This is a genomic window from Streptomyces monashensis (genome assembly GCF_001866665.1).
Classification (GTDB): domain Bacteria; phylum Actinomycetota; class Actinomycetes; order Streptomycetales; family Streptomycetaceae; genus Streptomyces; species Streptomyces monashensis.
In genome coordinates this window covers 83,369-99,934 of the sequence record NZ_MLYO01000032.1, presented here as the reverse complement: position 1 = coordinate 99,934, position 16,566 = coordinate 83,369, and the positions used below count along the sequence as shown (strand labels likewise).

The following is a 16,566-nucleotide window of genomic DNA, read 5'->3' as shown; positions in this document are numbered from 1 at the left end:
ACCTCAGGGAAAAGCGAGAGCGTCCGGGCCGAGGGGCGGAACGAGCCCCTCGGCCGCCGCACGTGTGAGCAGGCCGCGGACCGCCGCGTAGCCGTCCTCGCCGAGGCCGGCGGTGAACTCGTTGACGTAGAGGCCGATGTGCTGGTCGGCGACGGCCGGGTCCATCTCCTGGGCGTGGGCCATGACGTACGGCCGGGAGGCCTCGGGGTCGTCCCAGGCGGTCCGTACGGAGGTGCGCACGGACTCGGCGAGCCGGGTCAGGGTGTCCGCGCCCAGCGAGCGCTTGGCGATGATCGCGCCCAGCGGGATGGGCAGCCCGGTGGTGTGCTCCCAGTGCTCGCCCATGTCGGCGAGCTTGTGCAGCCCGTAGTTCTGGTAGGTGAAGCGGGCCTCGTGGATGACCAGTCCGGCGTCCACCTTGCCGTCCCGCACGGCCGGCATGATCTCGTGGAACGGCATGACCACGATCTCGCCGACCCCGCCCGGGAGCGTGTCGGCCGCCCAGAGGCGGAAGAGCAGGTACGCCGTCGACTTCTCGCTCGGGACCGCGACCGTGCGGCCCGTCAGGTCCGCGTGCGCCTCACGCGTGAGCACCAGCGGCCCGCAGCCCCGGCCCAGCGCGCCGCCGCACGGCAGCAGGGCGTACTCGTCGAGGACATACGGCAGGACGGCGTACGACACCTTCAGCACGTCGAACTCGCCGCGCTCGGCCATGCCGTTGGTGATGTCGATGTCGGCGAACGTCACGTCCAGCGCGGGCGCGCCGGGGACGCGGCCGTGGGCGAGGGCGTCGAAGACGAAGGTGTCGTTCGGACAGGGGGAGTACGCGATCTTCAGCGTCTGCTGCTGCTCACTGGTCGTCATGTCGGTTCCAACTCTCCAATGCGGGGGCGAGCTTCCCGAACGCCTCGGTGAGGGCGGCGAGGGCGTCGCCGATGCGCCACGCGGCGCGGTCGCGCGGGCCGACCGGGTTGGAGACCGCGCGGATCTCCAGGACGGCCGTCCCGTGCGCGTCGGCCGCCTCCGCCACCCCGAAGCCCTCCATGCCCTCGGCGAGCGCGCAGGGGTGCCGGGTGCGCAGCTCGGCGGCGCGGGCGGCGGTGCCGGTGACGGTGGAGACGGTGAGGATCGTGCCGGCGCGGGCGCCGGTGGCCTGGCACGCAACCCGTACGAGTGATCTCGGCGGGTCGTGGTGGATGGTGCCGAAGCCCAGTTCGGTGACCGGGAGGAAGCCGTCGGCGGTCTGTGCGCCCAGGTCGGCGACGGTGATCCGGTCGGCGACGACGAGCGAGCCGACGGGGGCGTCGGGCGCGAAGCCGCCGCCGATCCCGGCCGAGACGACCAGGTCGTAGGGGGTGCCGGCGAGCCGGGCCGCGGTGAGCGCGGCGGCGACGGAGGCGGCGGCGCGCGCCGGGCCGACACCGGCGGCGAGCAGGTCCCGGACTCCGGCCGCACGCGCCGTACGCGTCAGCTCCACGCCGGGCAGGCCGACGCGCTCGTCAGGGGAGTCCGGCGGGGAGAACGCCCGTGCCACCGCGTCCCGTTCGGCGGGGACGGCGGTGGCGACGAGGACGCGTGCGCGGGACGCGGACGACGGGGTCAGGAGGCCTTCTTCAGCTTGAAGGCCCACAGACCCTTGCCGGGGCTGGTGGCGCCCATCTGGATGGAGACCGTGTTGGTGTCGCCCTGGGTGCCGTACTGGGCGTTGAAGAACGCGCTGCCCGGGATCGTGCGGTACGTCTTCTTGCTGGAGTCGGTGAACTGGCGGCCGTTCACCAGGATGACCCAGCCCGCGTCGGCGATCTTCGGGTCGACGCCGAAGCGGACGGTGTCGTCCGTGTCGACCGTGATCGACTTGACGTCGTTGATGTTCTTGGCGCACTTCGCCAGCGTCTTGGCGTCCAGCGCGTTGCCGTCGTTGTAGCAGAGCGCCTCGGAGTTGACCGAACTCCGGCCGACGGTGACGGTGGCGACGGGCGTCGGCTTCTCGCAGGCAGACAGCAGAAGCAGTCCGGCGGAAACGGCGCCGGCGGCGGCGACGGCGCGGCGGCGTCGCGAAGCGGATTGCAGCGTGGTCATGGCCGAAGGCTATCGGGCGCCCGGAGCCGTCCGGCCACGTGGGGTACGGCGTGCCCGGTTCGTTACGCCACGCGGGCTCTGGGGCGGCCCCCGTGGCGGGCGGAGGCGAGCAGTCCCCGGAGCGTGGTGAGCCATCCGACGGCGACGAACGCGGCGCCGACGAGCAGGCCGACGGTGCCGTCGAGCGGCAGCACGATGCCGACCGCGCCGCCGAACACCCAGGCCATCTGGAGCAGCGTCTCGGAGCGGGCGAAGGCGGAGGTGCGCACCTGCTCGGGCACGTCCCGCTGGATCAGCGCGTCCAGGGCCAGCTTGGCGAGCGCCTGGGCGAACCCGGCGACCGCGGCGAGGCAGGCCACCAGGAACGCGCCGAAGAACACGGCGGCCACGACCGCCGTGCCGAGCACCACGGCGACGACGGACACGATGATGATCTCCGGTGCGCGCGATCTCAGCCAGTTCCCGACCGCCGTCCCGAGGGCGTTGCCCACGCCGGCGGCGACGCCGACGATGCCCAGCGAGACCGCCGCGCTCTCCCCGGTCAGCGGGTGCTCGCGGAGCAGGAAGGCGAGGAAGAAGATCAGGAAGCCGGACAGGCAGCGCAGGGCGGCGTTGGCACCGAGCGCGTGCGTGACGGCGGGGCCCACGGTCCGCAGCCCCGGCCGCTTCGCCCGCTGGTTCCTGAGCGGCCCGCGCAGATGCTCCTCGTCGGCCGCGAGCAGCGCCCGGTCCTCGCCCTTGGCCGAGTCCACCTTGGGTGGCAGCGTGAACGACAGGAACGTCCCCGCGACGAAGATCACGAAGGCGCCGTAGAGCGGCCAGGGATCCCCGATCCTGTGCAGCCCCGCCGCGACCGGCGCGGCGGCGCCGGTGGCCAGCAGACCGGCGAGGGTGACCCGGGAGTTGGCCTTCACGAGCGAGAACCGGGGCGGCAGCAGCCGCGGTACGACGGCGCTGCGGACCACGCCGTACGCCTTGGACGCGACCAGCACGCCCAGCGCGGCCGGGTACAGCTCCAGGCCGCCGCTCGCCACCGCGCCCGAGATGATCAGCGCGAGCAGGGCGCGGGCCAGCATGGCCGCGGCCATCGCGGCGCGCCGCCCGTGCGGCAGCCGGTCCAGGAGCGGGCCGATGACCGGGGCGAGGACGGTGAAGGGCGCCATGGTGATGGCGAGGTACAGCGCGACACGCCCGCGTGCCTCGTCGGTGGGCACGGAGAAGAACACGGTGGAGGCGAGCGCCACGGTGACCATCACGTCGCCCGCGCCGTTCACCGCGTGCAGCTCGATCAGCTTGCCCAGCCCGGACTCGCCCGCGCCCTGGGCGTGCGTGGCCCGGCGGATGCCGCGCGCGGCACCGGTGACGGGAAAATGCAGGGCACGCCCGACAGAGCGGGCGGCTCCGCCGACGCGGGCCGCACCGCCGCCCCGACCACTCGCCTTGTCCGCGGCTGCCACGACGTTCATAGTGCCCCGAGAAGCGGGCCGATAGTGCGAGGCCGGGCGAGTCGGGTGCGTGGGCGGGTGGCCGGGTGTGTGGGCGGGTGGGAAAAACCCACGAATCCCGTTCGGTGTAGCGTGCGTATCTCAGCCATAACGCAGAATGGATGGCAGAGGTGCGCCCAGCGCGCGGATGCAGACGTCGATGCGGTCCTACGGTCCGCTCCGTCGGCAGGCCCGCCGGAGGCAGGCCCACACGTGAGACGGCGTAGGAGAGAAGCGATACCTGTGAGCGCAGCGACAACGCGAAGCCGCACCCCCGACCGTCTGTGCGCGGAGGCGGTCGACCTCGCCCGCGCCGCCGCCGAGGAGGCCGCCGCACCCGGTGTGGTCGGTGAACACACCGGCCTGCTCTCCGAGGGCGACCGCGTTGTCACCCACTTCTTCGAGTGCAAGGAGCTGGGCTACCGGGGCTGGCGCTGGGCCGTGACCGTGGCCCGCGCCTCCCGTGCCAAGATCGTCACACTCGACGAGGCCGTCCTGCTCCCCGGCCCCGACGCCCTCCTCGCCCCCGAATGGGTGCCCTGGAGCGAGCGGCTGCGCCCCGGCGACCTCGGCCCCGGCGACCTGCTGCCCACGGACCAGGAGGACCTGCGCCTGGAGCCCGGCTACACGGCCGAGGAGGAGCCGCCGCCGAACGCGCTGGTCTCCCACGAGATGGAGGAGCTGGCGGACGCGGAGGACGCCGAGGTCACCCCGGGCACCCCGGCCGTCCAGTTCACGGTCCCCTCCCGCGGCTCGATCGCCTCGGTCGCCGAGGAACTGGGCATGCGCCGCGCCCGCGTCCTGTCCCGCTACGGCCTGCACACCGCGGCCGACCGCTGGGACGAGGCCTTCGGCGCGAAGACCCCGATGGCCCAGGCGGCCCCGGCCACGTGTATGACCTGCGGCTTCCTCGCGCCGATCGGCGGCTCGCTGGGCCAGGCCTTCGGCGTGTGCGCCAACGAGTTCGCCCCGGCCGACGGCCGTGTGGTCTCCCTCTCCTACGGCTGCGGCGCCCACTCCGAGGCCGCGGTCATGCCGAAGCCCCCGCAGGTGGCCCCGCCGGTCGTCGACGAGACGAAGGTCGACGTCTTCCCGCTGCGCCCCGCCCGCGACTCGGGCTCGGTCCCGGAGCCGGCCGACGAGGAGACGGCGGAGCTGGGCCACTCCTGACCACTGCCCTGTCCAACGCCAGCCTCCGGGGACGCAGTTGTTCCCGGAGGCCGTTGTGGAGGCGAACAGTGTCCCGGCAATCGCTCACAGTCACCCTCCGGGGGCGCTGACCGGATGAAACGCGCTGCTCCATAAGGGGTGACGTGTCCGCTCCGGCCGCCCAAGGGGCGCCCCGCTCTTCGATCATCGCCGCGTCGGCACTCGGCCGGCCTTGAGGCGAGGAGTGGTGCGATGCGGGCGATGCGGCGCATCAGGTGGTCAGTGGTCGGTGCGGGTCTCGCGGCCCTCTCGCTGGTCGTGGGGGGTCAGGGGGCGGCCGCCGCGGCCGACGGACCCCCGGTCCCGGCACCGCACGGGCGGCTCCTCGCCTTCCCGCTGGCGGCGATCGAGGGGCTCGTCCGGCCGGAGTCGCCGCCGGCCGGCGCCGACGACTGGAGCTGCAAGCCGACGCGCGCGCATCCGCGCCCGGTCGTCCTGGTCCACGGCACCTGGGCGAACGCCCATGACGACTGGGGCCTCATGGCCCCGTACCTGAAGCAGCTGGGCTACTGCGTCTTCGCCGTCAACTACGGCGGGACACCGGGCAGTCCGGTCAAGGCCACAGCGCACGTCCCGGTGTCCGCCGGGCAGATCGCCGACTACGTGGACCGCGTGCTCAGGGCCACCGGTGCCCACCAGGTCGACCTCGTCGGGCACTCCCAGGGCGGCGGTCTGACGCCCCGCTGGTACCTGCGGTTCGCGGGCGGCACGGATGCCGCCCATCCGCAGCGGAACAAGGTGCACAGCCTCATCGGACTGGCGCCGTCCAACCACGGCACGACCGCCTCCGGCCTCGGCACCCTCACCACCGAGCTGGGCCTGAACCAGCCCGTCTCCCTCCTCCTCGGCCAGGCCTACGCCGACCAGATGGTCGGCTCCGACGTGAACACGACCCTGGACCGGGGCGGGGACACCCAGCCGGGCGTCGGCTACACCGTCATCGCCACCCGGCTCGACGAGGTCGTCACCCCGTACACCCACCAGTTCCTGACCGCGGGTCCGGACGCGACCGTCAAGAACATCACGATCCAGGACGTCTGCCGGCAGGACCTCTCCGAGCACGTCTCCATCGCGTACGACGCCAACGCCGCCCAACTCGTGCGCAACGCCCTCGACCCCGCCCACGCGCGGCCCGTCGACTGCCACCTCTCCCTGCCCGTGCTCGGCGGCTGAAGCGGCCGGCCGGGGCCCGCCGCCCTGCGGCCCGGCACCCGGCACCCGGGCCCCGGTCACCCCGTGTGCGCTGTACCTTCGTCCTCACAGCGACGAGGTGGAGAGTGAACGTGAGCAGCAAGTACGTGCGGCCGACGGCCGAGGGCGCCGACCCCTTCGGCACCGCCCGGCTGCGGCGCGGTGTGCTCGACGCCTGGGCCACCAGCCCCGCCCGGTTCCGGGAGGACGCCAACGCCGAGGAGGACCTGGTCCTGGGCGGCTACCGGGACCGGCTGGTCGTGGAGCTGGCGCAGAACGCCGCCGACGCCGCCGCACGCGCGCACGCTCCGGGCCGGCTGCGGCTCACCCTCCACGGCGGCGTCCTCGTCGCCGCCAACACCGGTGCCCCGCTGGACGCCGCCGGTGTCGAGTCGCTGTCCACCCTGCGGGCCTCCGCCAAGCGGGACGCCGAGGGCGCCCGCAGCGCCGTGGGACGGTTCGGCGTCGGGTTCGCCGCCGTCATCGCGGTGACGGACGAGCCCGCGATCGTGGGACGCCACGGCGGGGTGCGCTGGTCGCTCGCCGAGGCGCGCGAGCTGGCCGCCGGCACCGCCCGGCACAGCCCGGGACTGGGCGACGAGGTCCGGCGGCGGGACGGCCATGTGCCGCTGCTCCGGCTGCCGTTCGCCGCCGAGGGCACCGCGCCGGAGTCGTACGACACCGCCGTCATCCTGCCGCTGCGGGACACGGCCGCCGCCGACCTCGCCGAGCGGCTCCTCGACGCCGTGGACGACGCGCTGCTCCTCGCCCTGCCGGGCCTGGCGGAGGTCGTCATCGAGGTCGACGGCCGGGAGCCGCGTGTCCTGCGCCGCCGTACCAGTGCCGCCGACGGCGCCGTCACCGTCGTGGAGGACTCGCGGGAGGGCACGACGCGGTGGCGCAGCGTCTCCGCGCACGGCGCGCTCGCCGCCGACCTGCTCGCCGACCGGCCCGTGGAGGAGCGGCTGCGGCCCCACTGGTCCGTCACCTGGGCGGTGCCCGAGGACGAGGCCGGGCGGCCCGTGCGGCCGCGCACCGCGCCCGTCGTGCACGCCCCCACCCCGAGCGACGAGCCGCTCGGCGTCCCGGCCCTGCTCATCGCCTCCTTCCCGCTCGACACCACCCGCCGGCACGCGGCCCCCGGCCCCCTCACCGACTTCCTGGTGCAGCGCGCGGCCGACGCGTACGCCGAACTCCTCGCCGCCTGGCGGCCGGTGACGGACGGGATCATCGACCTCGTGCCCGGCCCGCTGGGCAAGGGCGTGCTGGACGGTGCCCTGCGGCAGGCCGTGCTGGAGCGGCTGCCGCGCACCGCCTTCCTGCCCCCGGCGCTCGCGCCGAGCGGCGAGGACGAGCTGCCCGAGGTGCTGCGGCCCCGGGACGCCGAGCTCGTGGAGGGCGCCGGGGCGGACACCGTCCGGGTGCTCGCCGAGGTACTGCCCACCCTGCTGCCCGCGGGCCTGGAACGACGCTCCGAGCTGCGCGGCCTGGGCGTCGCCCGGCTCTCCCTCGCCGACGCCGTCGACCGCCTCGCCGGACTGGAGAAGGACCCCGACTGGTGGTGGCGGCTCTACGACAGCCTCGCCGGGGTCGACCCCGACCGGCTCTCCGGGCTGCCCGTGCCGCTCGCCGACGGCCGCACGGCCATCGGCCCGCGCCAGGTCCTCCTCCCCACCCCGGACGCCGCGCGGATCGACCCCGAAGTCCTCGGCCGGATCGGGCTGAAGGTCGCCCACGAGAGCGCCGCGCACCCGCTTCTGGAGAAGCTGGGCGCGCTGCCCGCGAGCCCGCGCGCGGTGCTCACCACCCCGCAGGTCCGGGCCGCCGTCGCCGCCTCGCTGGACGAGGAGGGGGCACTGGGCTGGGAGGAGGACGCGCCGGACGCCGAGGAACTGGCCGACACCGTCCTGGCGTTGGTGCGCGACGCGGGGCTGGAGCCCGGTGACGAGCCCTGGCTCGGCGCGCTCGCCCTGCCCGACGAGGACGGCGAACTGGCGCCGGCGGGCGAGCTGGTCCTGCCCGGCAGCGCGTTCGCCCGCGTGATCCGCGAGGGCGAACTCGCCGCCGTGGACGCCGACATGGCCGACAAGTGGGGGGAGCAGCCGCTGACCGCCTGCGGGGTGCTCGCGAACTTCGCCCTGGTCCGCGCCGCCGACGTCGTCCTCGACCCGGACGAACTGGAGCCCCGCGAGGGCGACTTCGCCGAGCCCGACGACGCCGGGCTGCTCGACGCCGTCGACGTGTGGTGCGAGGACATCCTCGACCGCTTCCCCGACAGCCCCGTCCCGCCGGTCGCCACCGAGCTGATCGCGGTACGCGACCTGGACCTCGTGGACGACGCCCGCTGGCCCGAAGCCCTCGCCCTCCTCGCCCAGCCGCCGCTGAGGGACGCCCTGACCCAGCCGGTCCGCATCCTGCTGCCCGACGGCACGCACGAGGTCGTACGGCCGTACACGGCCTGGTGGCTGCGCGGCCACCCCGTCCTCGACGGCCGTCGCCCCGCCGGCCTCCTCGCCGCAGGCGGCGATCCCCTCCTGCACGGCCTGTACGACGAGGCCGACGCGACCGGCTTCGAGGACGAGCAGGTACTGCGCGCCCTCGGCGTACGCACCTCGGTCGCGGCCCTGCTGGACGAGCCGGGCGGCGCCGCCGAACTGCTGGACCGCCTGTCCGACCCCGCGCGCCCGGTCTCCTCCGCCCAACTGCACGGCCTTTACGGCGCGTTGGCGGACCTGGACCCCGAGCAGGTGACCCTGCCGGACGAACTGAGAGCCGTGACCGACGGACAGGTGGAGGTCGTGGACGCCACCGAGGCGGTCGTGGTCGACTCACCCGACCTGCTGCCCTTCACCTCCGGCGTGCCCCTGCTGCCGGTCCGCCCGGCGCGGGCCGCCGAGCTGGCGGAGCTGTTCCAGGTGCGGCGGCTGAGCGAGTCCGTCACCGGTGAGGTCCACTCGGAGGGCACCGAACACGACGTACCGGAGCCGGTGCGCGTCCTGCTCGGCCCGCGCACCCCCGAGACCTACGTCGAGCACGAGGAACTCCTCGTGGACGGCGTGGAGATCGACTGGCGCCTGACCACCGACGGCGCGCTGCACGCGGCCACGCTGGAGGGCGTCGCGGCCGGCCTGGCCTGGGCGGCGGGCCAGTGGCCCCGACGCTTCGAGGTGGCGGCCCTGCTGGAGGACCCGTCCAGAACGGAGGAACTGGCCAGGGACCGGTGGTTCGACTGACGGCTGCCAGGCGCCCGCACGGGGCGGCTCCCACTGTTTCCTCGCAGGGGAGCGCCCCGATCCTCACTGCGGTGTGGTCGAGTACCGCTCGATGCTCGCGCGGCCTGTCGACCGGTCGAGCAGGCGCAGCTCCCACGGGCCCGTGTTCACATCGAAGTCTTTGCCGAACCCGACCCACCTGCCCGCCATACGTCGGCCTGTCGGCTCGACGAGCAGCTGAACCGCACCGTGGTACCGGGCGCCCTGGTAGTACCCGTCGGCCGCCGTCTGCTCGGTCCACGTACCGGTGACGACGTTCCGATCAACGGTGAGATCCAGGGACAACGGGCTGTCCGGGTTGGTCGACGCTCCGGGCAGGCTCTGGGCTGTCAGCCGGTTGCCGTGCTGGACGATCACGATGTGATGCCTGCAGTCGAACGTCTCGTCACGGCTGGACGAGTAGAACTCGTACCGGGACAGCCAGACGCCCGCGTACGCGTTCTGCGGCTCTGGCTCCGGGCCTGCGGCAGCGTCAGCCATGCCGACTTCCCCAGCCTCCATGTCGTGGCCTCCTGCCCCGTCCGAGTGGACGCGTGCCATCGGGATCGTGAAGCCCAGCGATTCAGGGGTACGGCCGGTGAACCGCTTCAGTGCCCGCGCATACAGCGGACGGCATGTCCTGGTCTCCCCGGACTCCCAGCGTTGTACGAGTCGCTTGGAGGCGTCGTTCGGCTCCCCCAGCTCCTCGCCTGCGCCACGTAAGCCCCGGGCGAACTCGTCCTGGCTGAGGTTCATCTGATCGTCTCTCCGATGTCGAACACGATGGTCTTCAACACCCTGAGAGCCTGTGCGCCCCACGTGCGGTCCGGTCGCACGAAAGCCGCGCCGCCTACGTCTATACAGGAATCCGCCGATCCACCCACTTCCAGATCCACTCCAGGGCGGCCGCCGCCACCACCGCGATCCCGACGGCGGTCCACGGCATGGCCACGCCCACCAGTTTCAGCGCGAAGAAGCTCTGCAGGGCCGGGACGACCAGGACCACCAGGAACGCCAGGCCCATCGCGGCCACCAGGGTCACCCGCCACCAGGTGTAGGGCCGGGCGACGATCGCCAGGATCCACATGGAGATCAGGAACAGTGTCAGCGTGGCCGCGCTGGTCTCGGCGCCCAACTCGCGGCCGTCGCCGTAATAGTGACGGGCGATCAGATAGGTCACGAAGGTCGCCGCCCCGCACATCACGCCGCCCGGGATCGAGTACCGCATCACCCGCCGGACGAAGTGGGGTTTCGCGCGCTCCTTGTTGGGGGCGAGGGCCAGGAAGAAGGCCGGGACGCCGATGGTGAGGGTGGAGAGCATGGTCAAGTGGCGGGGGAGGAAGGGGTATTCGACGCGCCAGCAGACCACGAGGACCGCCAGTAGCACGGAGTACACGGTCTTCACCAGGAACAGCGTCGCCACGCGCGTGATGTTGCCGATCACCCGGCGCCCCTCGGCGACGACCGACGGCAGGCTCGCGAAGCTGTTGTCCAGCAGCACGATCTGCGCCACCGCGCGCGTCGCCTCCGAGCCGGAGCCCATGGCGACCCCGATGTCGGCGTCCTTCAGCGCGAGCACGTCGTTCACGCCGTCGCCGGTCATCGCGACCGTGTGCCCGCGCGACTGGAGCGCGCCCACCATGTCCCGCTTCTGCTGCGGGGTGACCCGCCCGAAGACCGTCCCGGAGTCCAGCGCCCGCGCCATGCCCGCCGCGTCGCCGGGCAGCCGCCGCGCGTCCACCGTCGTGCCCTCAAGGCCCAGCTTGGCCGCGACCGCGCCGACCGAGACCGCGTTGTCCCCGGAGATGACCTTGGCGCGGACGTCCTGCTCGGCGAAGTAGCGCAGGGTGTCGGCCGCGTCCGGCCGCAGCCGCTGTTCGAGTACGACGAGGGCGGCGGCGCGGGCGCCACGGGCCGGCTCGACGTCGTCCAGGTCGCGCACGGCGCGGGCCAGCAGCAGCACTCGCAGCCCCTGCTCGTTGAGCTGCTCGGTGTCGGCCAGGGCCGGGTCGCCGTCGGCGAGGAGCACGTCCGGGGCGCCCAGCAGCCAGGTGCTGGTCTCGCCGTCCCCCTCGCTGAACGCGGCCCCGCTGTACTTGCGGGCCGAGGAGAACGGCAGCGACTCCACACAGCGCCACTCGACGCTGTCGGGGTAGGCGTCGATGATCGCCTGGAGGGAGGCGTTGGGGCGCGGGTCGGACTCGCCGAGCGCGCCGAGGACCTTGCGTACGTACGTCTCGTCGTAGCCGTCGAGGATCCTGAGCCGGGTGACGTCCATGCCGCCCTCGGTGAGGGTGCCGGTCTTGTCCAGGCAGACGGTGTCGACGCGGGCCAGCCCCTCGATGGCCGGGAGCTCCTGCACCAGGCACTGCCTGCGGCCCAGCCGGATCACGCCGATCGCGAAGGCGACGGAGGTGAGCAGCACCAGCCCCTCGGGGACCATCGGGACGATCCCGCCGACGGTCCGGGCCACCGCGTCCTTGACGTCGTTGCTCTTGACGACGAGCTGGGTGATGACGAGCCCGACGGCCGCCGGGGCCATCATCCAGGTGACGTACTTGAGGATCGTGGAGATGCCGGTGCGCAGCTCGGAGTGGACCAGTGTGAAGCGGGAGGCCTCCTCGGCGAGCTGGGCGGCGTAGGCCTCGCGGCCGACCTTGGTGGCCTGGAAGGCGCCGCCGCCCGCGACCACGAAGCTGCCGGACATGACCGGGTCGCCGGAGCGTTTGACGACGGGGTCGGCCTCGCCGGTCAGCAGCGACTCGTCGATCTCCAGCCCGTCGGCCTCGGCGCACACCCCGTCCACGACGACCTTGTCCCCGGGGCCGATCTCGATCAGGTCGCCGAGCACGATCTCGTCGGTCGCGATCCCGACGGCCGCCCCGTCCCGGCGCACCGTCGGTCTGGCCTCGCCGACCACCGCGAGGGAGTCGAGGGTCTGCTTGGCCCGCCACTCCTGGACGATGCCGATGCCGGTGTTGGCGAGGATCACGAAGCCGAACAGGCTGTCCTGGATCGGCGCGACGCACAGCATGATCACCCAGAGCACGCCGATGATCGCGTTGAACCGGGTGAAGACGTTCGCCCGCGCGATCTCGCCGAGCGAGCGGCTGCTGCGCACGGGAACGTCGTTGACCTGCCCGCGCCTGACGCGGTCCGCCACCTCGGCGCCGGTCAGCCCGGCCGACCTGGTCATCGGCAGGGCCACCGGATGCACGGGGTCGAGTTCGGCGCCCGCGTCTATGTGGGTCATGTCATCGACGGTACGGCTACTTCGGTGTCGTCGCCTTCAGCGCCGCCGCCCGCTTGATCGCGGCGTCGCGCTTCCTGACGTACCAGATCCCGATCAGCCCCAGTCCGCCTCCGGCCAGGCAGGTCCACAGCCACCACAGGTGACCGTGGTCGTGGAACCAGCCGTAGAACGGCAGCTGGACCAGGAAGAGCACGAACCACACGATCGTGCCGCCGGTGATGGTGGCGACCACGGGGCCCTCCAGGGGCTCCGGTGCCTCGTGCTTCGGGGTCCATTTGGCCATGCGCACAGCTTAAGCGCCGCCGGTGTCTACGCGCGGAGATAGCGATCTCGCACTCATACGTTCATACTGAAACCGTTTGTCTTTGTCCATTTCTGCTCGTATGAAACTCCAACGCGGCTCGGGGGAACCCCGTCGGAGATGAGGTCCCGCATGTCCACCTCGGCGCCCGCCAAGGCCCCCACCCCCGAGAAGGGCGCGCCGAACGGCGCGCTCGACCGCTATTTCAAGATCTCCGAGCGCGGCAGCACCGTCGCCCGCGAGATCCGCGGCGGTCTCGCCACCTTCTTCGCGATGGCGTACATCATCGTGCTGAACCCGATCATCCTCAGCAGCGCGAAGGACATGTACGGGCATCACCTGGACAACGGCCAGCTGGTGACCGCGACCGCGCTGACGGCCGCCTTCACCACCCTCCTCATGGGCGTCTTCGGCAACGTCCCGATCGCGCTCGCCGCAGGCCTCGGTGTGAACTCCGTCGTCGCCCTCCAGCTCGCGCCCCGGATGACCTGGCCGGACGCCATGGGCATGGTCGTGCTCGCCGGTTTCGTGGTCATGCTGCTGGTCGCCACCGGCCTGCGCGAGCGCGTGATGAACGCCGTGCCGTTCGGTCTGCGCAAGGCGATCTCGATCGGTATCGGCCTGTTCATCATGCTGATCGGCCTGGTCGACTCCGGCTTCGTCACGCGCATGCCCGACGCCGCCCAGACCACCGTGCCGCTCCAGCTCGGCGTCGGCGGCCATCTGCACGGCTGGCCCGTGCTGGTCTTCATCCTCGGCGTGCTGCTCACCTTCGCGCTGCTCGTCCGGAAGACCCCGGGCGCGATCCTGATCTCGATCGTCGGCATGACCGTCCTCGCCGTGATCATCAACGCCGTCACCACGGTCTCCTCCTGGGGCCTGACCGTCCCGAAGTGGCCGGGCAACCCGGTCTCCACCCCCGACTTCGGCCTGGTCGGCCAGGTCAGCCTGTTCGGCGGCTTCTCCCGGGTCGGCCTGCTGACCGGCATCCTGTTCGTCTTCACGGTCCTGCTGTCGTGCTTCTTCGACGCGATGGGCACGATCATGGGCGTCAGCGACGAGGCCAAGCTGACCGACGCCCAGGGCTACATGCCGGGCATCAACAAGGTCCTCTTCATCGACGGCCTCTCCGTCGCGGCGGGCGGTGCCAGCTCCTCCTCGGCCACGACCGCGTTCGTGGAGTCCACCGCCGGGGTCGGCGAGGGCGCCCGGACGGGCCTCGCGAACGTCGTCACGGGCGGCCTCTTCGCCGTCGCGCTGTTCCTCACCCCGGTCGCCACGATGGTCCCCTCCCAGGCGGCCACCCCGGCGCTGATCGCGGTCGGCTTCCTGATCCTGTCGAACTCGATCAAGGAGATCGACTGGGCGGACTACACGATCGCCATCCCGGCCTTCGTGACGATGCTGATGATGCCGTTCACCTACTCGATCACCAACGGCATCGGCATGGGCTTCATCACCTTCACGGTGCTGCGCCTGGCCGCGGGCCGGTTCCGGGAGATCCCGGTGGCGATGTACGTCGTCTCGGCGGTCTTCGCCTTCTACTACCTGATGCCGGCCCTGGGCCTCACGTGATCGGCCGGGGCTCGGAGACCCCGTAGAACTTCTCCGTCTCGTCGACGGCGGCCTGGAACCGCTCGTCGAAGTCGTCGCGAATGAGCGTCCGGATGACATAGTCCTGGACGCTCATTCCTCTTTTCGCCGCGTGATGCCGGAGCCGTTCGAGCAGCTCCCCGTCTATCCGCAGGCTGAGCACACTGGTCCCCATGCCTACGAGGGTCGCCACATCCGGCCGCCCGGTGCGTCACTTTCCGGAATCGACTCACTCATACGGGTGACGTAGCGGTTCAGTGGCCAGGGTCACGGGCATCGTGTCGGTGTCGCGGTGGTCTTTAGAGAGAGTAATGAGTTACTCTAAGGACATGCCGGACCTGGATCTCACCCATGGCGACGACGCAGCCGCCGTGAACTCCCTCCGCTCCGCCGTGATGCGGCTGAGCCGTCGGCTCAAGCACCAGCGGGTGGACGAGTCGCTGAGCCCCACCGAGATGTCGGTGCTCGGCACGCTCTCCCGCTGCGGCTCGGCCACGCCGGGCGAACTCGCCCGCAAGGAGCACGTCCAGCCGCCGTCGATGACCCGCATCGTCGCGCTGCTCGAAGGCAAGGGGCTGGTCCGGCTGGAGCCGCACCCCGAGGACCGGCGCCAGAAGGTCGTCACCCAGACCGAACAGGCCGAGGCGATGCTCGAGGAGAGCCGCCGCAAGCGCAACGCGTTCCTGGCCGGACTGGTCGAGGGCCTGGACGAGGACGAGTGGGCGTCCCTGCGCGCCGCCGCCCCCGTGCTGGAGAAACTCGCACACCTGTAAGCCGCTGTATGGAGGAGGCGAACTCGCTTGAGTACGGGATCCGGAACACCTTCCGCCCCCGCACCGACCGCTACTACCACCCCTGATTCCCGCAAGACCTCCTCGATGTTCAGCTCGCTGAGGATCAGGAACTACCGCCTCTTCTTCCTGGGCCAGGTCGTCTCCAACACGGGCACCTGGATGCAGCGCATCGCCCAGGACTGGCTCGTCCTCAGCCTCACCGGCTCCTCCGCGGCCGTGGGCGTCACGACGGCCCTCCAGTTCCTGCCGATGCTGCTCTTCGGTCTCTACGGCGGTGTCCTGGTCGACCGCCTCCCCAAGCGGCCCACGCTGCTGGTCACCCAGTCCTCGATGGCCCTGTCCGGGCTGGCGCTCGCCGCGCTGACCCTCTCCGGCCACGTCCAGGTCTGGCACGTCTACCTGGCCGCCTTCGCCGTCGGTCTCGCCACGGTGGTGGACAACCCGGCCCGGCAGTCCTTCGTCTCGGAGATGGTCGGTCCCGAGCAGCTGCAGAACGCGGTCAGCCTGAACTCGGCGAACTTCCAGTCCGCCCGCCTGATCGGCCCGGCCGTCGCCGGCCTCATGATCACCGGCGTGGGCACGGGCTGGGCGTTCCTCGCCAACGGCCTGTCGTTCGCGGCCCCCATCGCCGGCCTGCTCCTGATGCGCGCCCGCGAGCTGCACGTCGTCGAGCGCACCCCGCGCGGCAAGGGCCAGCTGCGCGAAGGCCTGCAGTACGTCGCCGGGCGCCCGGACCTGATCTGGCCCATCGTGCTGGTCGGCTTCATCGGCACCTTCGGCTTCAACTTCCCGGTCTGGCTCTCCGCCTACGCCCAGCACGTCTTCCACGCCGGTGCCGGCGGCTACAGCCTCTTCAACACCCTGATGGCCGTCGGCTCCCTGGTCGGCGCCCTGCTGGCCGCCCGCCGCGGCACGGCACGGCTGCGCGTCCTGATCGCCGCCGCGCTGGCCTTCGGCGCGCTGGAGATCGTGGCCGCGCTGGCCCCGTCCTACTGGCTCTTCGCGCTGCTCATGGTCCCGATCGGGGTCTTCGGTCTGACGGTGAACGTCACGGCGAACACCTCGGTCCAGATGGCCACCGACCCGGCCATGCGCGGCCGGGTGATGGCCCTGTTCATGATGGTCTTCATGGGCGGCACGCCGCTGGGCGCCCCGGTCGTCGGCTGGGTCACCGACACCTACGGCCCCCGCGTCGGCTTCGTCCTCGGCGGCGCCGTCTCGGCCGCGGCCGCCGCGACCATCGGCCTGGTCCTGACCCGCATCGGCGGCCTGCGCCTGTCGGTGGGCTGGCACCACGGCCACCCCAGAGTCCGCTTCGTCCCGCGCGAGCGGGAGGAACTGGCCGCAGCGGCGTAGGCCTGCCGGCCTGGGGCGGGGCGCGGTGGGTCGCCCGCGCCCCTGTGCCCCGGAC

At 72.4% G+C, this 16,566-nt stretch carries 14 protein-coding genes; 6 read left to right on the top strand and 8 right to left on the bottom strand.

The genetic code is table 11. From position 1 onward, the window contains the following. Nucleotides 1-3: 3 nt before the first annotated feature. The 4 genes from BIV23_RS19390 to BIV23_RS19375 all read right to left on the bottom strand — a co-directional run bounded on the left by BIV23_RS19390 (nucleotide 4) and on the right by BIV23_RS19375 (nucleotide 3,545). Nucleotides 4-864: a 1,4-dihydroxy-6-naphtoate synthase gene (locus tag BIV23_RS19390; RefSeq protein ID WP_071382152.1), complete on the bottom strand. Its 861-nt coding sequence runs from the start codon at nucleotides 862-864 to the stop codon at nucleotides 4-6. Continuing rightward, entirely contained in the window at nucleotides 851-1,630 is a 780-nt protein-coding gene (locus BIV23_RS19385; protein ID WP_079173244.1) for a futalosine hydrolase, read from the bottom strand. The genes BIV23_RS19390 and BIV23_RS19385 overlap by 14 nt, the downstream gene beginning before the upstream one ends. Beyond that, nucleotides 1,600-2,079, bottom strand: coding sequence for a DUF2771 domain-containing protein (locus BIV23_RS19380; RefSeq protein WP_071382150.1), 480 nt, complete (start codon nucleotides 2,077-2,079; stop codon nucleotides 1,600-1,602). Before BIV23_RS19380 ends, BIV23_RS19385 begins: the two co-directional genes overlap by 31 nt. A 62-nt stretch (nucleotides 2,080-2,141) precedes the next feature. After that, complete coding sequence (locus BIV23_RS19375) at nucleotides 2,142-3,545, bottom strand: MFS transporter (protein ID WP_071382149.1); 1,404 nt, start codon at nucleotides 3,543-3,545, stop codon at nucleotides 2,142-2,144. A gap of 261 nt (nucleotides 3,546-3,806) precedes the next feature. On the opposite strand from BIV23_RS19375, the gene BIV23_RS19370 reads away from it, so the two are divergent. From BIV23_RS19370 to BIV23_RS19360, 3 genes are all read left to right on the top strand, one after another. Next, the gene (locus BIV23_RS19370; RefSeq protein ID WP_071382148.1) at nucleotides 3,807-4,733 is read left to right on the top strand and encodes a DUF3027 domain-containing protein; all 927 of its coding nucleotides are present in this window, start codon (nucleotides 3,807-3,809) and stop codon (nucleotides 4,731-4,733) included. A gap of 240 nt (nucleotides 4,734-4,973) precedes the next feature. After that, a complete protein-coding gene (locus BIV23_RS19365; RefSeq protein WP_071382214.1) occupies nucleotides 4,974-5,945 on the top strand; it encodes an esterase/lipase family protein in 972 nt (323 codons plus the stop codon). 110 nt (nucleotides 5,946-6,055) lie between these two features. Next, on the top strand, nucleotides 6,056-9,196 hold the full coding sequence (locus BIV23_RS19360; protein WP_071382213.1) for a sacsin N-terminal ATP-binding-like domain-containing protein: 3,141 nt from the start codon (nucleotides 6,056-6,058) through the stop codon (nucleotides 9,194-9,196). 63 nt (nucleotides 9,197-9,259) lie between these two features. On the opposite strand, the gene BIV23_RS19355 is transcribed toward BIV23_RS19360, so the two are convergent. The 3 genes from BIV23_RS19355 to BIV23_RS19345 all read right to left on the bottom strand — a co-directional run bounded on the left by BIV23_RS19355 (nucleotide 9,260) and on the right by BIV23_RS19345 (nucleotide 12,750). Further along, entirely contained in the window at nucleotides 9,260-9,970 is a 711-nt protein-coding gene (locus BIV23_RS19355) for a helix-turn-helix domain-containing protein (protein WP_071382147.1), read from the bottom strand. Nucleotides 9,971-10,070: 100 nt separating this feature from the next. Beyond that, entirely contained in the window at nucleotides 10,071-12,467 is a 2,397-nt protein-coding gene (locus BIV23_RS19350; RefSeq protein WP_071382146.1) for an HAD-IC family P-type ATPase, read from the bottom strand. Between the two features lie 16 nt (nucleotides 12,468-12,483). Then, on the bottom strand, nucleotides 12,484-12,750 hold the full coding sequence (locus BIV23_RS19345; RefSeq protein WP_071382145.1) for a DUF2530 domain-containing protein: 267 nt from the start codon (nucleotides 12,748-12,750) through the stop codon (nucleotides 12,484-12,486). A 150-nt stretch (nucleotides 12,751-12,900) separates the two neighbouring features. On the opposite strand from BIV23_RS19345, the gene BIV23_RS19340 reads away from it, so the two are divergent. Next, on the top strand, nucleotides 12,901-14,343 hold the full coding sequence (locus tag BIV23_RS19340) for an NCS2 family permease (protein WP_071382144.1): 1,443 nt from the start codon (nucleotides 12,901-12,903) through the stop codon (nucleotides 14,341-14,343). On the opposite strand, the gene BIV23_RS19335 is transcribed toward BIV23_RS19340, so the two are convergent. Then, entirely contained in the window at nucleotides 14,336-14,536 is a 201-nt protein-coding gene (locus tag BIV23_RS19335) for a ribbon-helix-helix protein, CopG family (RefSeq protein WP_071382212.1), read from the bottom strand. The two genes, BIV23_RS19340 and BIV23_RS19335, sit on opposite strands and share 8 nt — an antisense overlap. A 154-nt stretch (nucleotides 14,537-14,690) precedes the next feature. On the opposite strand from BIV23_RS19335, the gene BIV23_RS19330 reads away from it, so the two are divergent. After that, nucleotides 14,691-15,134, top strand: a complete 444-nt coding sequence (locus tag BIV23_RS19330; protein WP_071382143.1) for a MarR family winged helix-turn-helix transcriptional regulator — start codon at nucleotides 14,691-14,693, stop codon at nucleotides 15,132-15,134. A gap of 27 nt (nucleotides 15,135-15,161) precedes the next feature. Continuing rightward, a complete protein-coding gene (locus BIV23_RS19325; RefSeq protein WP_107471205.1) occupies nucleotides 15,162-16,511 on the top strand; it encodes an MFS transporter in 1,350 nt (449 codons plus the stop codon). The last annotated feature ends 55 nt before the right edge of the window (nucleotides 16,512-16,566 follow it).

What these genes read in the sequence shown, in the direction of transcription:
- BIV23_RS19390 (WP_071382152.1), bottom strand. Translation starts at nt 864, where the DNA reads ATGACGACCAGTGAGCAGCAGCAGACGCTGAAGATCGCGTACTCCCCC.
- BIV23_RS19380 (WP_071382150.1), bottom strand. Translation starts at nt 2,079, where the DNA reads ATGACCACGCTGCAATCCGCTTCGCGACGCCGCCGCGCCGTCGCCGCC.
- BIV23_RS19375 (WP_071382149.1), bottom strand. Translation starts at nt 3,545, where the DNA reads ATGAACGTCGTGGCAGCCGCGGACAAGGCGAGTGGTCGGGGCGGCGGT.
- BIV23_RS19365 (WP_071382214.1), top strand. Translation starts at nt 4,974, where the DNA reads ATGCGGCGCATCAGGTGGTCAGTGGTCGGTGCGGGTCTCGCGGCCCTC.
- BIV23_RS19355 (WP_071382147.1), bottom strand. Translation starts at nt 9,970, where the DNA reads ATGAACCTCAGCCAGGACGAGTTCGCCCGGGGCTTACGTGGCGCAGGC.
- BIV23_RS19350 (WP_071382146.1), bottom strand. Translation starts at nt 12,467, where the DNA reads ATGACCCACATAGACGCGGGCGCCGAACTCGACCCCGTGCATCCGGTG.
- BIV23_RS19345 (WP_071382145.1), bottom strand. Translation starts at nt 12,750, where the DNA reads ATGGCCAAATGGACCCCGAAGCACGAGGCACCGGAGCCCCTGGAGGGC.
- BIV23_RS19340 (WP_071382144.1), top strand. Translation starts at nt 12,901, where the DNA reads ATGTCCACCTCGGCGCCCGCCAAGGCCCCCACCCCCGAGAAGGGCGCG.
- BIV23_RS19335 (WP_071382212.1), bottom strand. Translation starts at nt 14,536, where the DNA reads ATGGGGACCAGTGTGCTCAGCCTGCGGATAGACGGGGAGCTGCTCGAA.
- BIV23_RS19330 (WP_071382143.1), top strand. Translation starts at nt 14,691, where the DNA reads ATGCCGGACCTGGATCTCACCCATGGCGACGACGCAGCCGCCGTGAAC.